Genomic DNA, 18,076 nt, shown 5'->3' with positions numbered 1-18,076 from the left:
CCGGCTTGGGGCCGGGACGGCCACCGCCGCCACCGCCGCCAGGGCCGGGACGCGGACCCGGAGTCGGGCGCGCGGGCGCGCCGCTCTCGAACCGTGCCTGAGGAGCCCCGGACGTCTCACCGCGAGCAGCCTCGGGCTGCTGCGGCTGCTGGTGGGGCATGGGCACCGGCGGGCGCGGCTGACCGCCGCCCGCGGGGCCCGGACGCGGACCCGGACCGGGCCTGGGGCCCGGCCCCGGACGCGGGGCTGAGGAGATCGGCGCCTGCGCGGCGCCGTTACCGGCCTGGCCTTCTGCCGGCCGGGGAGCAGCCTTGGGCGGCTGCGGCCTGTTGGACGGCTGTCCGCCGCCTCTGGAGGGCCCACCCTTCGATGCGCCCAGAGCTTCGGTGAGCCTGCGGACCACCGGCGCCTCGATGGTCGAGGACGCCGAGCGGACGAACTCTCCCATCTCCTGGAGCTTGGCCATGACGACCTTGCTCTCTACGCCGAACTCCTTAGCGAGCTCGTATACCCGGACCTTCGCCACTGCACTCCCTTACTCGGCCCGGGAGGCTGGCTATGCCGTCCGGACCGTCGCTAACTTGACGTCTTCATCGCCGCGTGCTCATCAGGCGCTCATAGCAATCTGACTCCGCCCATCAACTCGGCGTCCTACATGACATTTGCGTGGTCTCCTTCTAGTTGCGCCCGCACGCGCGAGACGTCAAGCGGCCCCGCCACGCGGAAAGCGCGCGGAAACGCTCGGCGACGCTCGGCAAGCTCCAGACAGCTCAAGGACGGATGCAGCGATGCACCGCGGCCAGGAAGCCGTCCTCGCAGGTCAGGGACCACATGGTCCTCGACCCGCACCAGACGGAGCAGCTCGGACTTAGCCGTACGAACCCTGCAGCCCACACAGGTGCGCTGTGGGGTCGCTTGGCCACCATATTCCAGCTTACCGTGTTGACGCATCTACGGAACCGGCGGCATCTTCGGCCTGAGTATCCGGCCGGATGTCGATCCGCCATCCGGTGAGTCTCGCGGCAAGCCGGGCGTTCTGGCCCTCTTTCCCGATGGCCAGCGAAAGCTGGTAGTCGGGCACGGTCACCCGTGCGACGCGCCCCTCGAGATCGAGCACCTCGACATGGGAAACACGCGCCGGTGACAGGGCATTCCCCACGAACTCGGCCGGATCCTCCGACCAGTCGATGATGTCGATCTTCTCGCCGTGCAGCTCGGTCATCACGTTGCGCACCCGCGAGCCCATCGGCCCGATGCAGGCGCCCTTGGCGTTGACGCCGGGCTTGCGCGACCTGACCGCGATCTTCGTGCGGTGGCCCGCCTCGCGCGCCACCGCGGCGATCTCCACGGTGCCGTCGGCGATCTCGGGCACCTCCAGCGCGAACAGCTTCTTCACCAGCCCGGGATGCGTGCGCGACAAGGTGACGGAGGGGCCCTTGTGGCCCTTCTTCACCTGCACGACGTAGGCGCGGATGCGCTCTCCGTGCACGTAGTCCTCGCCGGGGACCTGCTCGGCGTGCGGCAGCACGGCCTCGATCTTGCCGAGGTCGACCAGCACCACCCGCGGGTCCTTGCCCTGCTGGATGACGCCGGAGACCAGCTCGCCCTCGCGGCTGGCGAACTCGCCGAAGTTGATCTCGTCCTCGGCGTCGCGCAGCTGCTGCAGGATGACCTGCTTGGCGGTGGTGGCGGCGATCCGGCTGAAGTTGTTAGGCGTGTCGTCGTACTCCCTGACGACCTCGCCCTCCTCGTCCAGCTCGGCGGCCCAGATCGTGACGTGACCGCTGCTGCGGTCGAGCTGGGCGCGCGCCTTGGAGGCGGCGCCGTCAGTGCGGAAGTAGGCGATCAGCAGCGCGTCCTCGATCGCCTTGACGACCAGGTCGAAGGAGATGTCCTTTTCTCGCTCGAGGCTGCGCAGGACGCTCATGTCGATGTCCACGACGGCTCCCCCTTAGCCTTCGTCGCCGTCGACGTCGTCGATCCGGCGGAACTCCACCTGTACCCGTCCCCGGGTCAGGTCCTCGTAATCAAGCCTGCGTGCGGCGCCCTCGACGTCGAGGTCGACACCGGCCTCGTCGGCGGCCAGAATGCGGCCCTCCACCACGGTGCCGTCTCGCATCTCGGCCTTCACCAGGCGTTTCGCGGCGCGGCGCCAGTGGCGTGGCTCGGTGAGCGGGCGGTCGACGCCCGGCGAGGAGACCTCCAGCGTGTAAGCCGTCTGGCCCATCGAGTCGTCGTCGTCGAGGGCCGTGGAGACCGCCTGGCTCACGTCGGCCACGTCGTCGAGGCTCACGCCGCCGTCGCGATCGACGATCACGCGCAGCAGCCGTCTCTTGCCGGCCTGGGTGACCGTGATGTCCTCAAGATCGAGGCCCTCCGCGCTGACCACAGGCTCAAGGAGCTTCATCAGGTGGTCGCGGGGTGATGCGCTGCCCATATCGACCTCCCCTATTGTCATGTCTCAGCCGGGCGGACCTCGCCTCTGGCTCTCCGCCGTCTGGCCGCTCAGCCAGCGACGACAGTTGACACCCTATCTGTATGGGGGCACGGAAAGAGCGCCACTCGTCATGGTCGAATGGCGGAGCGTCGCCTGACAGCGATCGCGGGCACCAGCCCGTACGATGCTACCGACGAGAAAGCCCCCGAAGGGCCCGCCGCCGCGGCGTCGATCGGGTGCGCCTGGCCATGGGCGGCTTTCCCGTCGGTCGGCTCCACCGTCACTGGAGGTTCTAGCCCGTGCGCCCGCGTCACCTCTCCCGGCGAGCCTTGCTGGCGGGCGGAGCGGCCGCTCTCACCGCCTGCAGCGCCACCGGCCCGCCGCAGCCGTCCGTCCGGGCCTCCGACTCCCCTGAGACCACGCTGCTCAAGGAGCTGATCGCGGAGAAGGAGCGGACGATCGCGCTCTATTCGTCGCTGATCTCCGGCGGGGCGCAGAAACTGGTGCCGTTCCGTGACCGTCACCAGGCCCACGTGAACGAGCTGCGCAAATACGTCACCGTGGCCTCGACACCTCCTGTCACCGCCACCCCGACCTCCTCCCCCAAGCCGTCCCTGTCGCGCCTGCGCGATCTGGAGCGCAAGGCGGCGGCCCTGCGGATCCGCCAGCTCGACCGCGTCTCACCGGGCGTGGCCCAGCTCCTCGCCAGCATCGGGGCCTGCGAGGCGGCCCACGCACTCGCCCTGCCGAGGTCGCTGTGAACCCCGACGACGTCGAGAAACTCCGCAAGGCGCTGGCCGCCGAGCACGCCGTGCTGTTCGCGTACGGGCTGCTGGGGGCGCGGACGTCGGGGTCGCTGCGGGCCAGGATGAGCGAGGCCTTCGACGCCCACCGGACGCAGCGCGACCAGCTCCGCACGTTGATCACGGCGCGGGGCGGGCGGCCGGTCGAGCCCGACGCTTCCTACGCGCTGCCGTTCTTCCCCTCCGGGCCGGCGCTGGCGGTCAGGCTGGCGGTGCACCTGGAGACCGGCGTCACGGCCGCCTACCTCGAGCTGGCCGCCGCGCAGGACGTCTCGCTGCGCCGCTACGCCGCGCAGGCCATGCAGGAGGCGACGACCCGCTCGTACGCCTTCCGCCCTGCCCAGCCTCCGGCCTTCCCCGGTATGCCCGCGGCGGCGGCGCCGCCCCCGTCCCCGCCCGCATCGCCCTCGGCGCCCTCGGCGTCGCAGGAGGGCGGCTGACCCTCCGCACCGCGCGGGCTCTTCACCGGTACAGGACGGAGAGCAGGTCGGGGCCGAGGCGTTCGACGGCGTCGGCGTCGAGCTGGTAGTAGACGACCGAGCCGCGCCGGTGGGTGTGCACGAGCTGCGCCTCCCTGAGCCTGCGCAGGTGCCTGGAGACCTGGGGCGCGGTCATGCCGAGCTGGATGGCCAGCTCGGAGGTGGCGACGGGGTTGCGCAGGATCGCGTACGCCAGCCGCAGCCTGGTCGGATCCTGGAGCGCGGCGAGCCGGCGCCTGGCCGTCTCCAGCGTCGGCGTGGTGGCGCCGTCGGCGCTGTACTGGATGACGACCGGGTAGCCGGGATAGTGCTTGATCACGAAGTGCGGCCGGCCGTGCACGGTCGGGACGAGCAGGCAGGGCCGCCCCTCGTCCACGCGGGCGGTGGCGTTGTAGAGCTTGTCGAACACGACGCGCAGCGGCCTTCGCGCGCCGGACGACGTGGACGCGGTCGGGAGGTCGGCCAGGACCAGGGCGCCACGCCGGTGCAGGTCGCGTACGCGTTCGGCGCGGTCGCGGTCGAGGGCCGGCCGCAACGACGGCCATTCGGCGTCGAAGGCCGCGGCGGCGAAGTCGGCGAGGAAGCCGAGCAGCTCGCCGCGGAACGCCTCGGGGTCGGCGCGCAGCCGGGCGCCGATCTCCATCCGGCTGGTGGAGATCAGCCGCAGCCGCTGCAGCACCTCGTCGCTGAGCCTGGGCGCCAGCTCGGTGTCGTTCTTGCCGATGAGGGCCTGCACGGTCATCGCCACGAAGTCGCCGATGGGCAGCCCGGCCACCTCCCGCAGCTCGCCGGCCAGCGTACGCGCCGGCCCCGCCGACAGCGGCAGCAGGTAGCGGGCGCGGAAGGCGCTCCAGAGCGGCGCCCAGGCGGCGGCCGTGACCAGCAGCTCGCTGTCCAGCCCGGCGTGCGCCCTGGCCACCCAGCTCGCGCTGCCGGGGTGGTGGCCGGGCTCGTCGAGGACGTGGAGGCAGGCGCACAGCTCGGCCAGCGGCGACCGCTGGACGGCGACGGATCCGGTGCCGGGGGAGTCGAGGAGGAGCGTGACGGCCACCCTGCACATTACCGCGTTGACGACAATCTGCTTGAGAGTCACCCGGCGTTTGCCCAGGCTGTGGCGTCATGGCTGAGGAACTGCACGTGGTCAAGCATCCGACCGGCTTCTATTCGGCGGGTGCGACGACCGTATTCGCGTCGAGGTACGACCAGAGGTTCTCCTACTGCTTGTACGTACCGTCGGCGCACGACCAGGACGGCGCTCCCCTGCCGCTGGCGGTTCTGCAGCACGGCACGGGACGGCGCGGCCCGCAGTACCGGGACAACTTCGCCGAGTGGGCCGAGAAGCACGGCTGCCTCGTCCTGGCCCCGCTCTTCCCCGCCGGCATCGGCGACGACCCGTACGACCTGCACAGCTTCAAGTTCCTCAAGTACGGCGACATCCGCTTCGACCACGCGCTGCTGGCCATGGTCGAGGAGACCGGCGAGCGCTTCAACGCACGGACCGAGCGGTTCCTCCTGCACGGGTTCTCCGGCGGCGGACAGTTCGTGCACCGCTTCGCCTACCTGCACCCCGACCGGCTCACCGGATTGTCAATCGGTGCACCAGGGCGGATAACGTACATCGATCACAACAGCCCGTGGTGGATCGGGCTGGAGGGGTTCGAGGAGGAGTTCGGCAGCGCTCCCAGATTCGAGGAGCTTCGTGACGTGCCGGTGCAGATGGTCGTGGGCAGTGCGGACGTGGAGACCTGGGAGATCAACAACCAGGGCGACTCCAACTGGATGGACGGCGCCGACGCCCACGGGGTCACCCGCATCGAACGGCTCAAGGCGCTGCGCGACAACTTCGAGGCCCATGGCATCGACGTGCGGTTCGACGTCGTGCCGGGCGTGGGTCACGACCCGATGTCGGTGCTCGAGCCGGTCAAGGACTTCTTCGCATCGATCCTCACCCCCCGGGAGTCATCATGAAGATCAAACTGCTGGCCGCCGCCGCGGTGGCCGTGACGCTCAGCGGCTGCGCCGTGGGCGAGGCCACCGACTCGGGTGGCGGCTATCCCAGCAAGCCCTTGGCGATCATGGCGCCGGGCAGCCCCGGCGGCGGCTGGGACACGCGGGCGCGCGGCATCGCCAGCTCGCTCAGCGAGTGCAAGGTGGCCGACGTGGACACCACGGTCACGAACGTGCCCGGCGCGGGCGGCACCATCGGGCTGGCCCAGTTCGCCAAGAAGAAGGGCGACCCGTACCAGCTCATGGTCATGGACAGCGTGACCATGCTGGGCGGCATCGTGAACAACAAGTCGCCGGTCGACCTGGCCACCCTCACCCCCGTGGCCGGGCTGAGCCGGGGGCCGACCGCGATCGTGGTGGCGGCGAAGTCGCCGTACAAGGACCTGAAGTCGCTGCTGGACGCCATGGAGGCCAAGCCCCACAGCGTCAAGTGGACGGGCGGCTCGCTCGGCGGGCCCGGCCAGATGACGGTGGCGGGCCTGGCCAAGGAGCGGAACGTCGCCGCCAAGGACGTCAACTTCGTGCCCACGGCGGGCGGCGGCGAGTCCCTGAACCTGCTGCTCAGCGGCGCCGCCACGGCCGGCATCGACACCGTCGCCGAGCTGCGCGCGCAGATCTCCGCGGGCGAGCTGCGGGTGCTGTCGGTGGACTCCGAGCAGCGGGTCGCGGGCATCGACGCGCCCACGATGAAGGAGCTCGGCCTGGCCAACTCGGCGATCTCCACGCTGGCCGGCGTGCTCGCTCCCGCCGGGCTGACCAAGGAGCAGCAGCAGGACGTCATCGGCCTGCTGGACAAGGTGCGCCAGACCCCCTGCTGGAAGAAGGTGCTCGAACGCAACAACTGGGTCGAGGACTGGCAGCCGGGCGACCAGTTCGGCCAGGTGCTGGCCCAGCAGCGAACCCAGGTCACCACCATCCTGGGCGAACTGGGGCTCGGCAAGTGACCCAGCGGATCGTCTCGCTCGGCTTCCTGGCGGCGGCCGTGGTGGTGCTGGCCCAGGCGTTCGCGATCCCGCAGGGCGAGGGCTACCAGGCGGTGGGGCCGCGCGCGTTCCCGCTGCTGGTGGGGGTCGGGCTGGCGGTGGTGTCGGTCATCGGGGTCGTCCAGGCCTTCAGACCGGGTACGCGGGAGCCGGCCCCCGCCACCACCGATGCCGGTGGTGAGGTGGCGGAGAAGCCGCACTGGCCCTCCGTCCTCCTCCTGATCGGCAGCCTGGCCGCGTACGCGATCCTCCTGGTCCCGGCCGGCTACTGGCAGGCGACCACCGCCTTCTTCGTCGCCGTCGCCAGGGTGCTGGGCAGCAGGAGGCTGGTGCGCGACGTGCTCGTGGGGCTGGCGCTGGCGCTGGCCACGTACTTCCTGTTCGACCGGCTCCTCGGCATCTCGCTGCCGCCGGGCCTGGTCAGATTGGCGATCTGAGATGGACGTGCTGGGCAACCTGCTGGACGGCTTCGGCCACGCGCTGAGCCTGCAGAACCTGCTGCTCGCCATGCTCGGCGTCACCGTCGGCACGCTGGTCGGCGTGCTTCCCGGGCTCGGGCCCGCGACGACGATCGCGTTGCTGCTGCCGCTGACGTTCGTGTTCGATCCGGTGGGGGCGTTCGTGATGTTCGCCGGGATCTATTACGGCGGCATGTACGGCGGCTCGACGACCGCGATCCTGCTCAACATCCCGGGCGAGACGGCCTCGATCCCCACGACGCTCGAGGGTTATCCGATGGCCAGGCGCGGCCGGGCGGGGGCGGCTCTGGCCACGGCGGCGATCGGGTCGTTCGTGGCGGGCACGATCTCGACGGTCGTCATCACCTTCCTGGCTCCCGGCATGTCGAACATCGCCAAGCTGATCCAGCCGGCCGAGTACTTCTCGATCATGGTGCTCGCGTTCGTGACGGTGACCTCGCTCATGGGGGACTCGATCGTACGAGGGCTGTCGAGCCTGTTCCTCGGCCTGACGATCGGGATGGTCGGGATCGACCAGATGACCGGGCAGCCGCGGTTCGCGTTCGGCGTGCCGGACCTCTACGAAGGGCTGTCGGTGGTGGCGGTCGCCGTGGGGCTGTTCGCGGTGGCGGAGGCGATCTCCACGGCCGCCTCCCGGCATCAGCCGGCGCAACCTCCGGTCACGGTCTCCGGGAAAGTGGGGATGACCCGCGAGGACTGGCGCAGGTCGTGGAAGCCCTGGCTGCGCGGGACCCTGTTCGGCCTGCCGATCGGGTCGCTGCCCGCCGGGGGCGCCGAGCTTCCCACGTTCCTGAGCTACAACGTCGAGAAGCGGCTGTCCAAGCACAAGGAGGAGTTCGGCCAGGGCGCGATCGAGGGCGTGGCCGGGCCCGAGGCGGCCAACAACGCGGCGTTCTCGGGGGTTCTGGTGCCGCTGCTGACGCTGGGCATCCCGACGTCGGCCACGGCGAGCATGCTGCTGATCGCGTTCCAGATCTACAACGTGCAGCCCGGGCCGCAGCTCTTCGACCAGCAACCGGTGCTGGTGTGGACGCTGATCGCCAGCCTCTACATCGGGAACGTGATGCTGCTGGTGCTCAACCTGCCGCTGATCCGGGTCTGGGTGAAGCTCCTCACCGTCCCCGCCGCCCTCCTCACGGCCGCCATCCTGACCTTCGCCACTCTGGGGGTCTACTCGATCTCCCAGAGCGTCTTCGAGGTGCTGGTGGCGTACGGGTTCGGGCTGCTGGGCTGGATCCTGCACCGGGCCCGGTACCCGGTGGCCCCGCTGATCCTGGGAGCGGTGCTGGGGCCGCTGATGGAGGTCCAGTTCCGCCGCGCCCTGGCCTTCAGCGAGGGCGACCCCTCGATCTTCGTCACCCGCCCGGTCTCCCTGGCCATCCTGCTCATCGCAGCCGCCTGCCTCATCGGCCCACCCCTGCTCCGCCGCCGCGCCAAAACCCCCGTTCCCGCTGTCTGACGCTTCGAGCCCGTCACTCGCGCCACCGCCTCGGGCGCATCGGCTCCCGAGGGCGCCTCCCAACCCAGCGCACGAACCCCGCCCGGGGCGCATCGCCGGCCGAGGTGGGTGGTGTTCGAGGGTGCCTCGCCTCCAAGGGTGCGTTACCCCTGGAGGCGGGTCGATGCGCCGAGCCCCGAAGGGCCCGGCGCGAAGGCCTGGGTCAGGCGAGCGCGGCGATGATGCGGTCGGCGGCCTCGGACAGGGGGATCTCCGACTTCTCCCCGGAGACCCGGTCCCGAAGCTCCACGACCCCCTGCGACAGCCCCCGCCCGACCACCACGATGGTCGGCAGCCCAAGCAACTCGGCGTCCTTGAACTTCACCCCCGGCGAGACCGAAGGCCGGTCGTCCACGAGCACCCGCAGCCCGCGCGACTCCAGCTCGGCCCCCAGCTCCAGGGCCGCCTCCACCTGGTTCTCCTTGCCGGTCCCGACGATGTGCACGTCCGCGGGAGCGACCTCTCGGGGCCACACGAGCCCGAGCGCGTCGTGGGCCTGCTCGGCGATGACCGCCACGGCCCGGGAGACGCCGATGCCGTAGGAGCCCATCGTGATGCGGATCGGCTTGCCGTCGGGGCCCAGGGCGTCGAGGCCGGCGGCGTCGGCGTACTTGCGGCCGAGCTGGAAGATGTGGCCGATCTCGATGCCGCGGTCGATGGACAGGCCGGAGCCGCACCGGGGGCAGGGGTCGCCGGCGCGTACCTCGGCGGCCTCGATCGTGCCGTCGGGGGTGAAGTCGCGCCCGGCCACCACGTTGGCGGCGTGCTTGCCCGGCTCGTTGGCGCCGGTCACCCAGGACGTGCCGGTGACGACCCGGGGGTCGACGAGGTAGCGGATGCCGAGCGAGCTCAGGACCTGCGGCCCGATGTAGCCGCGTACGAGCCCGGGGTGCTTGGCGAAGTCGGCGGCCTCGAAGATGGCGGGCTCGCCGGGCGCCAGCGCCGCCTCCAGGCGCTTGAAGTCGACCTCGCGGTCTCCGGGCACGCCGATGATCAGGGTCTCGACCTTGTCGGAGCCGGGCGTGGTGACCTTGACCACGACGTTCTTGAGCGTGTCGGCGGCGGTGACGGACAGGCCGTGGTGCTCGTTGACGTACGACACCAGCGTCTCGATGGTCGGGGTGTCGGGCGTGTCCATGACCTGCAGCGGCGCCGCGTCCTCGACCGGACGGACGGCGGGCGCGGTCGTGACGACGGCCTCGGCGTTGGCCGCGTAGCCGCACGAGTGGCAGGCCACGAACGTGTCCTCGCCCGTGGGCGTGGGCGCCAGGAACTCCTCCGACGCCGACCCGCCCATCGCCCCCGACTGGGCGAACACGATCTTGTAGTCGATGCCGAGCCGGTCGAACGTGCGGATGTAGGTGTCGCGGTGCTGCTCGTAGGAGTGCTTGAGCCCGTCGTCGTCGAGGTCGAACGAGTACGAGTCCTTCATCAGGAACTCGCGCCCGCGCAGGATGCCCGCCCTGGGTCGGGCCTCGTCGCGGTATTTGGTCTGGATCTGGTAGAGGGTGACCGGATAGTCCTTGTACGAGGAGTATTCGCCCTTGACCATGTCGGTGAAGAGCTCCTCGTGCGTGGGACCGAGGAGGTAGTCGGCGCCCTTGCGGTCCTGGAGCCGGAAGAGCGTGTCACCGTATTCGGTCCAGCGGCCGGTGGCCTCGTAGTATTCGCGGGGCAGCAGGGCGGGGAAGAGCACCTCCTGGCCGCCCATCCGGTTCATCTCCTCGCGGACGATCCTGGCGACGTTCTCCAGCACCATCTTGCCGAGGGGCAGCCAGGAGTAGATGCCGGGCGCCACCCGGCGAACGTAGCCGGCGCGGACCAGGAGCTTGTGGCTCGGCACTTCCGCGTCTGCCGGGTCGTCCCGCAGGGTGCGAAGAAACAACGACGACATGCGCAGCAACACGGCTACTCCTTGCTCGAACCTGGATGTGAAGGATTACAGGCTATCGACTCCGGGTGCCGCCGCGCGCGAGCTTATCCACAGGTCCCGCAGGACTCAGACCGTCAACGGGATCCAGCCGGACATGAAGGCGGCCAGAAACGCCGTGAACAGAGCGGAGAACACCGCCGACAGCGCCAGCGCGCGTACCCGGCCCCAGGCGTTCCTGCGCAGCATGAGCACCAGCGCGACGGACAGCAACCCGATCGACAGCGCCGGGACCGGCCAGAAGGACCGCTCACTGTCGATGAACCCCGGCGTCGCCCGGTCCACCACGTCCGCGATCAGCGCCGCGCCGACCGCGCCCGCCGCGAGGTCGCCCCAGACGTCCTGCCTGCGGGTGGCGAACGCCAGCAGGCCCAAGGCGACGAGCAGGGCGAGCGTCCAGTTGAGCCCGGCGGCGCTGCCTCCGACGACGTCGAAGGCCACACTGCCGCTCAGCGCGCTCGTGCCCATGGCCGCGACCAGCGTGGACGCGACGGCCAGGAACGTCGTCAGCAACGCCCACCCGAACCCCGACGCCGTGGCGCCCACGGCCAGCGACAGGCCGAGGTAGACGTACGGGTCGTAGATCTGACCGACCCACGCGGGACCCTTGCCGGCGAGGAGCATGCCGACGAGCCCGACGGCGAGTCCTCCGAAGAAAGCCGTCAGAAGGTGACGTTCGATGCCGCGCTGCCGCCGGTCGTACTCGGCGAGGTCGGCGTAGTCGATGCTGGTGTCGTCCATATCCATTTCCCTGGTCAACCCTCCCCCGGGTAACCCTTGGGATGACCAGTGCCAGACTATGTGACCGTACAAAAAAGGCAAATTTGGGCAACCCGAATGCAAAAACAAACAATCGCTTGGTTAGCATGGGTCCGTGGCACTCCCCGATGAGCTCCGCGCCGTCGTCCGCGACTACCTCGCCGACCGGCCGGACGCACCGTGGCAGGCTTTCGCGCACGACGTGGGGATCGCGGGGCTGCTGATCCCCGAGGAACACGGCGGGGCGGGATGCGGTCCGGCCGAAATGGCCGCCGTGAGCGAGGAACTGGGCCGGGCGCTGTCGCCCCACCCCTTCCTGCAGACGGCGGTGATGGCCGTCGAGGCGCTCACGGCGAGCGGGGCGCACGACCTCCTCCCGGCGCTGGCCGACGGCGCCACGACCGCGACCGTGGTGCCGCCGGGCGAGGGCGCCCTCCGGCTGGAGTCCGGCCTGCTCACGGGCGTGGTCCCGTACGCGCCGGCGGGCGAGCTGGCGCTGGTCTACGTGGACGGGCTGCTGGTGGCGGCCGTGCCCACCCGGGCGAGGACGTACCGGACCATGGACGAGAGCCGGCCGCTGCAGGAGCTCTCCTTCCAGGACACCCCGGTGCGGCGGCTCGGCGACGGCTCTTCGTGGCCCCGCGTACGCGACCTCGGGATCGCGGCGCTGGCCGCCGAGCAGGTGGGCGGGGCGCAGCGGTGCCTGGAGATGGCGGTGGAGCACGCGAAGCGGCGGTGGCAGTTCGGGCGGCCGATCGGGTCGTTCCAGGCGATCAAACACAAGCTCGCCGATCTGCTGCTGGTGGTGGAGTCGGCCAGGTCGGCGGCGGGGGCGGCGGCGATCGACGAGGTGTACGCCGCGATCGCGGGGTCGTACTGCACGGAGGCGTATCTGGCGGCGGCGGGTGAGAACATCCAGGTGCACGGCGGGATCGGGATCACCTGGGAGCATCCTGCGCACCGCTACCTCAAGCGGGCCACCTCGGACGCGCAGCTTTTCGGGCCGCCGCAAGCCCATCGCGCCCGCCTGGCGGCCCACGCCCTCGGCTAGCGCTCCCACATCCCGCCGCACTCCGGCGGAGGCCCTTTGGAGCAGGAGGGACGTGGGGGTGGCGGGGGTCCCGTAGGAGAAGGGACACGGCGGCGGTGCCGGGCGCGGGACCCTCCAAAAAGTGCCGTCGGGGGCGGGTCAGCCGCCGAGCAGTTCTTCCCAGGGGTGGCGGGTGTTGGTGCGGCGGGTGGTGTCGAGGGCTTCGGCCAGGCGCCAGAAGCCGGGCCGCTCACGTACGGTGGCCCGCCCGATCGGGTCGATGGCGCGCAGCTCGAACCGCACGCCCATCACGTCGAGCACGGCCGAACCGCTGCTCCCCGGCCCGGCCTCGGTGACCAGCGGGCCGTCGTAGTCGGGGTCGCGCACCTGCTGGGCCAGCAGCGAGGCCACCTCGGACGCGTACGGCCCGTCGCGCCACTCGACGTGCCAGCTGTGATCGGCCCCTCGCCACCACGTCAGGTCGCGGCACGACTCGATGAAGTCGGCCTCGGTCGCCAGCGCGGCCATCACCCGGCCGAACGCCTCATACCTGCGGGCGCTGGTGAGCGAGAGGTCGTCGTCGGCGGAATCGGGGAACGGGCCGTCCTTAGGCCGCCGCAGCGCGCGCTTTCGCTTCACAGCCATCCACTCTGATCGGGCACGCGCCCTTCCCGCAAGTCTTCGCTGCTGATACGCTCTACCAAGCGAGCGCTTGGTTCACTACTTCGGAGGCGCGATGACGTCCCTACGGATCAGCCTGGGGTATGAGCTGGAGGTTCGCGGTCGCACCCGCGAAGTGGAGCAGCGGACGTTCCAGAACGTGGTCGACCAGGTCGTGCTGGGCGACCGGCTGGGGTTCGACACGGCCTGGTTCGTGGAGCACCACTTCACCAGGGGCTTCTCCCACTCCTCCGCACCCGACCTGGTCCTGGCCGCCATTTCGCAGCGCACCGAGCGCATCCATCTGGGGCTCGGCGTGGTGCTGCTGCCGTTCCAGTCCCCGATCCGCACGGCGGAGCGCGTCGCCACGCTGGACGTGCTGAGCGGCGGCCGGGTGGAGTTCGGCACGGGACGGGGGGCCTCGCCCCTGGAGTACCAGGCGTTCCAGCGGCCGTTCGAGAAGTCGCGGCAGATCTGGGAGGACTCGCTGGAGGCGACGCTGGCCATCTGGCAGGCCGACGGCGAGCCGATCAGCCGGTCGAACGAGTTCTTCGAGATCCCCGACGTGGCCGTCTACCCGCGCCCGGCCCAGCGGCCGCACCCGCCGGTGTGGGTGGCGTCGACCTCGCTGGAGGGCTACCTGGCGGCGGCCAAGCACGGGTACAACCTGCTCGGCATGACGATGCTCAAGGGCATCGACGACGTGGCCTCAGACATCACGAAATATCGGGAATGTCTGGCGGAGCATGGCTTCGACCCCGCGAGCCGCCGCGTCGCCCTGATGATCCCCTGGTACGTCGCCCCCACCCGCGACGAGGCGACCGCCGCGGCCGCCGACGCCGTCCTGTGGTACATCCGCCGCCAGGTCAACCTCGTCACCCCGCCCGACTACTACGACGCCCGCCACGCCACCCACCGGGTGCTGGGGCAGCTCGCGGCCGGGATGCCGCCCGACGAGTCCATGGCCACGCTGCGCGAGCACCTGATGGTGGTGGTCGACGACGTGGAGGGCTCGCGCAAGGCCCTGGCCAGGATCGCCGAGGCGGGCGCGACGGACCTCATCATCCAGGCGCAGGTGGGCGGGCTGGCGCATGACCGGGTGTGCGACTCGATGACGCTGTTCATGACCGAGGTGGCACGTTGACGGCCCGCCCGACGCCCCGGACGCTCGACCGTACGGAGATGGTGCTTTGATGGCCCGCTGGCTCACCCGTGACGACCTCGGCGCCGCCGCGCGGTCCGCCACCGGACTCCTGCTCGTCTCCCCCGACCTGTCGAGCGCCGTCCCGCTGGACCCCCGCGACCACGTACTGACCGTGAAGGCCCTGCGTGAGTGCGGGATCGGCGAGCGCGAGCGCGTCGTGGTGGCACTCGCCGAACCCGCCGGCGCGCTCTGGACGGCCGCCGCGGCCGACGTGGCCGAGGCCGCCGCCGACGTGGGCCCGCGCGGCCGGATGCGCCTGCACCACGCGCTGACCGCCCTCAAGGCCTCCACCCTGGTCAGCACCCCGACGGGCGCGATGGACTTCCTGGCCCGCCTGCATCTGGAGTTCCTGCTGGACCCGCTGGACCTCGGGATCAGGAACATCGTCCTCACCGGCGAGATCGCCTCCAAACGGACGATCGCCCACCTGGCGGGAGAGTTCGAGGCCAGGGTGACGGAGGTGTTCGCGAGCCCGTTCACCGGCGGCGCCCTGGCGTGGCGGGCGTCGGAGGACGAGCCGCTCACCCCGCTCGCCGACGACGTGCTGGGCCTGGCGGCGCTGACCAAGGACGACTCCCCCGACCCCGCCGCCGAGCTCGCCGAGCTGGTCATCACCTCGGCGGCCGGCGACCCCGTGCTCAGGACCGGCCAGGTCGCCAGGCTCGCCGGTGCGGGCATGCCCGCACCGGCCCACACGGTGGGCGACCACGTGCTGGTCAGAGGCGTGTGGCTGGCGCTGCCGCGCATCGAGAAGGCGCTGTCCAAGATCGACGGCGTGTCCGGCTGGGACCTGTCGATCAGCCGCCAGGGGACGCTGGACGCGGCCGTGCTCACGGTCACGTTCAGCCGGGCGAGCCTGGTCCGCAACCCCATGTGGAAGTCGCGGATCCAGCAGGCCGTCCAGGCGCTGACGCCCATCTCGATCGACGTGGAGATCGCCCAGGACGTCTCCGAGAGCCCCGCGCCGGGCACGGTGAACGACCTGCGCGGCCACCACCTCGGAAGGGACCGCGCTCTCATCACCTAGGGGCAACATGGCACCGATGCCGGACTGGGGAACGCTCCCCCGCATGCTTCGCGACCAGGCAGAGAACCACCCCGGCGCCGTCGTGGTCGCCGAGGGCGGCACGCAGATGACGCTGTCCGAGCTGCGGGCCTCGGCGGCCGAGATCGCCCGCGGCCTCATCGCTCTCGGCGTCGGGCCCGGTGACCGGGTGGCGATGTGGGGGGTGAACTCGGCGTTCTGGGTGCGGCACGCGTTCGGGATCTGGGACGCGGGGGCGGTCATCGTGCCGCTCTCGTCCCGTTTCAAGGGCATCGAGGCCGCCCAGCTGATCGAGAAGACCGGCGCCAAGGTGCTCATCACCGGAGCGGGCCCGTCGGCCGCCCCCCTCGCCGACCTGCTCCCGCCCCTTTCCGGCCTGCGCCGCCCCGACGACTTACGCGCCCTGGGCACGCGGGTCTCCGCCCGGGAGGCCGAGGGACGGGCGCTCGCCGTACGCCCTGACGACCTGTGCGAGATCATGTCCACGTCGGGCACCACCGGCGTGCCCAAGGGCGTCATGATCGACCACGCCCAGGTCCTGCGCGGCTACTGGGACTGGTCCGAGATCGTCACCCTCGACGAGCGCGACCGCTATCCGATCGTCGCCCCGTTCAGCCACGGGTTCGGGCTGAACGCGGGGCTCATCGCCTGCGTCCTGCGCCGGGCCACGATGATGCCGATCCCCGTCTTCACGCCCGACGCCGTGATGTCGCTGATCTCCTCCGAGCGGGTCACCGTGCTGGCCGGGCCGCCGACGCTCTTCCACCGGATACTGGACGAGCTGGACCGCGGGTCCTGGGACGTGTCCTCGCTGCGCGTGGCCATCTGCGGCGCCGCCGCCGTCCCCGCCCGCCTGATCACGCGGCTGGTGGAACGGGTCGGGCTGGAGCGGATGATCAACGCGTACGGGCTGATGGAGGGCACGGTCGTCTCCATGACCCGCGCCGGGGACCCCATCGACGTCATCGCCAACACCACCGGCAGGACCGTGCCCGGGATCGAGGTGCGGATCGTGGACGACGACGGCAAGGAGGTCGCGGCCGGGGAGCGCGGGGAGATCCTGCAGCGGGGCTACGGGGTGATGCGGGGGTACTGGGGCGAGCCCGCGCGGACGGCGGAGGTCGTGGACGGCGACGGGTGGCTGCACACGGGGGACGTGGGGGTGCTGGACCCGTCGGGCAACCTGGCCATCGTGGACCGAAAGAAGGAGCTCTACATCGTCAACGGGTTCAACGTCTCGCCGGCCGAGGTGGAGTCGCTGCTGCTGCGGGAGGGGTCGCCGGCGCAGGTGGCGGTCGTGGGCGTGCCGGACCCGGTCCGGGGGGAGGCGGGGGTGGCGTACGTCGTCCCGCGGCCCGGGGTCGCCGTCGATCCGGCGGGGCTGATCGGCTGGGCCAGGGACAACATGTCCAACTACAAGGTGCCCAGGCGGGTCGTGGTGGTGGACTCGCTGCCGGTGAACGTGAACGGCAAGGTGGACAAGCTGGCGCTCCGCACGTCGGCCGAGGCTCTCTTGAGGGAGTGAACTCCATCTCCGGCAAGGTGAGAACGTCTGCCGGGGCTCCAGGGCGGGTAGGGTCAAATTAGCGCCATCTGCCCCAGGAGCTGCCATGTTGCGCCTGTTGGCCGGGGAGGCCGCACGTAGATTCGGGGGGCGCGCCGCTGTCGTCACCGGCTCCGCCGTGCTGACCTTCGCCGACCTGGACCGGCTCTCCGACCAGGTGGCCGCCGGGCTGGCCCATCGGGGGACGCGCGTCGGCGACGTCGTGGCGCTGGCGCTCCCGGACGGGCCCGAGTTCGTGATCTGTTACGTGGCGGCCGCGAAGATCGACGCGGTGACGGCCGGCATCGGGATCGAGCGACCGGAACTGCTGGCCCGGCTGGACCCGGCCATCGTCATCACCGCCCCCGGGGTGCTCCCGCCGCTGCCCGGGCTCGACGTGGTGACGCTGCCCATCGAGCGCGGCGGCCCCGTCCGGCTCGGGAGCCTGTGCAGGCGGGAGCCGCCACCGCCGCCGTTCCCGCCGGACCCCGCACGACCGGTCGTGATCACGTTCACCTCGGGCAGGACGGGACCGCCCAAAGGGGTCGTGTTCGGCAACAAGCAGCTGGAGGCGATCAGAGCCCACGGGGCGGGGACGCGCTGGGGGACGGGCGACGCGCGGCTGGTGCCGCATCCGCTGGGCCGGCTCGGGTTCGCCACGCGGCTGCCGATGTTCCTGCAGACCGGGCGGACCTGTCACGTCCTGCCCGAATGGAGCCCGGAGGCCGCGATCAAGGTGATCCGCGAGCACGGGATCGAGGTGCTCCACGGCACCCCGTACCAGCTCTCGCGCATCCTGGCCTGCGGCGGGGACCTGCCGGACCTGGCCCTCGTCCGGTCCGCCGGCGCGCCCGCCCCGCCCAAGCTGATCAGGGCGTTGCGGGACAGATACCGCGTGCCCGTGTGCAACCGCTACATCTGCCCCGAAGCCGGGCTGGGGCTCGGCACCCGGCCCGACGACCCGCCCGAGGACGCCGAGGTCTGTGTCGGCAGGCCTCGGGGCGGTGTGGACGTGTCGATCAGGAGCGCCGACGGACGCGTACTGTCAGATGAGGACGAAGGCGAGGTACTCCTCCGCTCCGAGGCTGTGATGAGCGGCTACGTTGGCAGGAACACCGATCATGCGGTGTTCGCGAGAGACGGGTTCATCCGGACCGGCGATCGGGGATACCTGGATCACACCGGCCGGTTACATCTGGTGGGACGCGTGTAACCGAGT

Annotated in this window: 19 protein-coding genes and 1 pseudogene; 12 read left to right on the top strand and 8 right to left on the bottom strand. The window is 71.0% G+C overall.

Annotation, left to right across the window (positions count from 1 at the left end; translation table 11 throughout):
* On the top strand, window positions 1-250 hold a 250-nt coding region (locus ACWDX9_RS30960; RefSeq protein WP_449959999.1), incomplete at its 5' end, for a hypothetical protein.
* Window positions 251-382: 132 nt separating this feature from the next.
* On the opposite strand, the pseudogene ACWDX9_RS30955 reads toward ACWDX9_RS30960, so the two are convergent.
* From ACWDX9_RS30955 to rimP, 4 genes and pseudogenes are all read right to left on the bottom strand, one after another.
* Window positions 383-526: pseudogene (locus ACWDX9_RS30955) on the bottom strand (translation initiation factor IF-2 N-terminal domain-containing protein); the annotation flags it as partial.
* A gap of 125 nt (window positions 527-651) precedes the next feature.
* Window positions 652-951 carry a YlxR family protein gene (locus tag ACWDX9_RS30950; RefSeq protein WP_185071781.1) on the bottom strand — a complete coding sequence of 100 codons (300 nt, stop codon included), beginning with the start codon at window positions 949-951 and terminating at the stop codon, window positions 652-654.
* Window positions 935-1,939, bottom strand: coding sequence for a transcription termination factor NusA (nusA, locus tag ACWDX9_RS30945; RefSeq protein ID WP_449959997.1), 1,005 nt, complete (start codon window positions 1,937-1,939; stop codon window positions 935-937). The genes ACWDX9_RS30950 and nusA overlap by 17 nt, the downstream gene beginning before the upstream one ends.
* A gap of 12 nt (window positions 1,940-1,951) precedes the next feature.
* Window positions 1,952-2,437, bottom strand: coding sequence for a ribosome maturation factor RimP (gene rimP, locus ACWDX9_RS30940; RefSeq protein ID WP_449959995.1), 486 nt, complete (start codon window positions 2,435-2,437; stop codon window positions 1,952-1,954).
* Window positions 2,438-2,736: 299 nt separating this feature from the next.
* Here rimP and ACWDX9_RS30935 point away from each other — a divergent pair, with 299 nt between their 5' ends.
* Window positions 2,737-3,198, top strand: coding sequence for a hypothetical protein (locus tag ACWDX9_RS30935; protein WP_449959993.1), 462 nt, complete (start codon window positions 2,737-2,739; stop codon window positions 3,196-3,198).
* Window positions 3,195-3,680: a ferritin-like domain-containing protein gene (locus ACWDX9_RS30930; RefSeq protein WP_449959991.1), complete on the top strand. Its 486-nt coding sequence runs from the start codon at window positions 3,195-3,197 to the stop codon at window positions 3,678-3,680. The genes ACWDX9_RS30935 and ACWDX9_RS30930 overlap by 4 nt, the downstream gene beginning before the upstream one ends.
* 22 nt (window positions 3,681-3,702) lie before the next feature.
* Here ACWDX9_RS30930 and ACWDX9_RS30925 read toward each other — a convergent pair whose 3' ends face one another.
* A complete protein-coding gene (locus tag ACWDX9_RS30925) occupies window positions 3,703-4,770 on the bottom strand; it encodes a DUF5937 family protein (RefSeq protein WP_449959989.1) in 1,068 nt (355 codons plus the stop codon).
* A gap of 68 nt (window positions 4,771-4,838) precedes the next feature.
* On the opposite strand from ACWDX9_RS30925, the gene ACWDX9_RS30920 reads away from it, so the two are divergent.
* Genes ACWDX9_RS30920 through ACWDX9_RS30905 form a run of 4 tightly spaced genes read left to right on the top strand, consistent with a single transcriptional unit; the run spans window position 4,839 to window position 8,647 of the window.
* A complete protein-coding gene (locus tag ACWDX9_RS30920; protein WP_449959987.1) occupies window positions 4,839-5,687 on the top strand; it encodes a hypothetical protein in 849 nt (282 codons plus the stop codon).
* Complete coding sequence (locus ACWDX9_RS30915) at window positions 5,684-6,670, top strand: Bug family tripartite tricarboxylate transporter substrate binding protein (protein ID WP_449959985.1); 987 nt, start codon at window positions 5,684-5,686, stop codon at window positions 6,668-6,670. The genes ACWDX9_RS30920 and ACWDX9_RS30915 overlap by 4 nt, the downstream gene beginning before the upstream one ends.
* Window positions 6,667-7,146 carry a tripartite tricarboxylate transporter TctB family protein gene (locus ACWDX9_RS30910; RefSeq protein WP_397367598.1) on the top strand — a complete coding sequence of 160 codons (480 nt, stop codon included), beginning with the start codon at window positions 6,667-6,669 and terminating at the stop codon, window positions 7,144-7,146. The genes ACWDX9_RS30915 and ACWDX9_RS30910 overlap by 4 nt, the downstream gene beginning before the upstream one ends.
* Window position 7,147: 1 nt before the next feature.
* On the top strand, window positions 7,148-8,647 hold the full coding sequence (locus tag ACWDX9_RS30905; RefSeq protein ID WP_449959983.1) for a tripartite tricarboxylate transporter permease: 1,500 nt from the start codon (window positions 7,148-7,150) through the stop codon (window positions 8,645-8,647).
* A gap of 202 nt (window positions 8,648-8,849) precedes the next feature.
* Here the strand turns inward: ACWDX9_RS30905 and ACWDX9_RS30900 are convergent, their stop codons facing one another.
* Together ACWDX9_RS30900 and ACWDX9_RS30895 are read right to left on the bottom strand one after the other, a co-directional pair.
* Window positions 8,850-10,592 (bottom strand): proline--tRNA ligase, encoded by a 1,743-nt coding sequence (locus ACWDX9_RS30900; protein ID WP_449959981.1) that lies wholly within the window; start codon window positions 10,590-10,592, stop codon window positions 8,850-8,852.
* A 93-nt stretch (window positions 10,593-10,685) separates the two neighbouring features.
* Window positions 10,686-11,357: a hypothetical protein gene (locus ACWDX9_RS30895; RefSeq protein ID WP_449959979.1), complete on the bottom strand. Its 672-nt coding sequence runs from the start codon at window positions 11,355-11,357 to the stop codon at window positions 10,686-10,688.
* 133 nt (window positions 11,358-11,490) lie between these two features.
* On the opposite strand from ACWDX9_RS30895, the gene ACWDX9_RS30890 reads away from it, so the two are divergent.
* Window positions 11,491-12,426 (top strand): acyl-CoA dehydrogenase family protein, encoded by a 936-nt coding sequence (locus ACWDX9_RS30890; RefSeq protein ID WP_449959977.1) that lies wholly within the window; start codon window positions 11,491-11,493, stop codon window positions 12,424-12,426.
* Between the two features lie 138 nt (window positions 12,427-12,564).
* On the opposite strand, the gene ACWDX9_RS30885 is transcribed toward ACWDX9_RS30890, so the two are convergent.
* Window positions 12,565-13,050, bottom strand: coding sequence for a hypothetical protein (locus tag ACWDX9_RS30885; RefSeq protein ID WP_449959975.1), 486 nt, complete (start codon window positions 13,048-13,050; stop codon window positions 12,565-12,567).
* A gap of 91 nt (window positions 13,051-13,141) precedes the next feature.
* Here ACWDX9_RS30885 and ACWDX9_RS30880 point away from each other — a divergent pair, with 91 nt between their 5' ends.
* The 4 genes from ACWDX9_RS30880 to ACWDX9_RS30865 all read left to right on the top strand — a co-directional run bounded on the left by ACWDX9_RS30880 (window position 13,142) and on the right by ACWDX9_RS30865 (window position 18,070).
* Window positions 13,142-14,209: an LLM class flavin-dependent oxidoreductase gene (locus tag ACWDX9_RS30880; RefSeq protein WP_449959973.1), complete on the top strand. Its 1,068-nt coding sequence runs from the start codon at window positions 13,142-13,144 to the stop codon at window positions 14,207-14,209.
* Window positions 14,210-14,258: 49 nt separating this feature from the next.
* Complete coding sequence (locus ACWDX9_RS30875; protein ID WP_449959971.1) at window positions 14,259-15,296, top strand: hypothetical protein; 1,038 nt, start codon at window positions 14,259-14,261, stop codon at window positions 15,294-15,296.
* A 16-nt stretch (window positions 15,297-15,312) separates the two neighbouring features.
* Window positions 15,313-16,839, top strand: coding sequence for an AMP-binding protein (locus tag ACWDX9_RS30870; protein WP_449959969.1), 1,527 nt, complete (start codon window positions 15,313-15,315; stop codon window positions 16,837-16,839).
* 85 nt (window positions 16,840-16,924) lie between these two features.
* A complete protein-coding gene (locus ACWDX9_RS30865; protein WP_449959967.1) occupies window positions 16,925-18,070 on the top strand; it encodes a class I adenylate-forming enzyme family protein in 1,146 nt (381 codons plus the stop codon).
* The last annotated feature ends 6 nt before the right edge of the window (window positions 18,071-18,076 follow it).

The organism is Nonomuraea sp. NPDC003201 (genome assembly GCF_053590415.1).
This window is presented reverse-complemented; position numbering and strand designations above follow the sequence as displayed.

Coding starts and splice junctions, on each gene's coding strand:
- ACWDX9_RS30875 (WP_449959971.1), top strand. CDS start 14,259: ATGGCCCGCTGGCTCACCCGTGACGACCTCGGCGCCGCCGCGCGGTCC.
- ACWDX9_RS30865 (WP_449959967.1), top strand. CDS start 16,925: ATGTTGCGCCTGTTGGCCGGGGAGGCCGCACGTAGATTCGGGGGGCGC.
- rimP (WP_449959995.1), bottom strand. CDS start 2,437: ATGGGCAGCGCATCACCCCGCGACCACCTGATGAAGCTCCTTGAGCCT.
- ACWDX9_RS30870 (WP_449959969.1), top strand. CDS start 15,313: ATGCCGGACTGGGGAACGCTCCCCCGCATGCTTCGCGACCAGGCAGAG.
- ACWDX9_RS30885 (WP_449959975.1), bottom strand. CDS start 13,050: ATGGCTGTGAAGCGAAAGCGCGCGCTGCGGCGGCCTAAGGACGGCCCG.
- ACWDX9_RS30895 (WP_449959979.1), bottom strand. CDS start 11,357: ATGGACGACACCAGCATCGACTACGCCGACCTCGCCGAGTACGACCGG.
- ACWDX9_RS30880 (WP_449959973.1), top strand. CDS start 13,142: ATGACGTCCCTACGGATCAGCCTGGGGTATGAGCTGGAGGTTCGCGGT.
- ACWDX9_RS30905 (WP_449959983.1), top strand. CDS start 7,148: ATGGACGTGCTGGGCAACCTGCTGGACGGCTTCGGCCACGCGCTGAGC.
- ACWDX9_RS30950 (WP_185071781.1), bottom strand. CDS start 951: ATGCGTCAACACGGTAAGCTGGAATATGGTGGCCAAGCGACCCCACAG.
- ACWDX9_RS30920 (WP_449959987.1), top strand. CDS start 4,839: ATGGCTGAGGAACTGCACGTGGTCAAGCATCCGACCGGCTTCTATTCG.
- ACWDX9_RS30915 (WP_449959985.1), top strand. CDS start 5,684: ATGAAGATCAAACTGCTGGCCGCCGCCGCGGTGGCCGTGACGCTCAGC.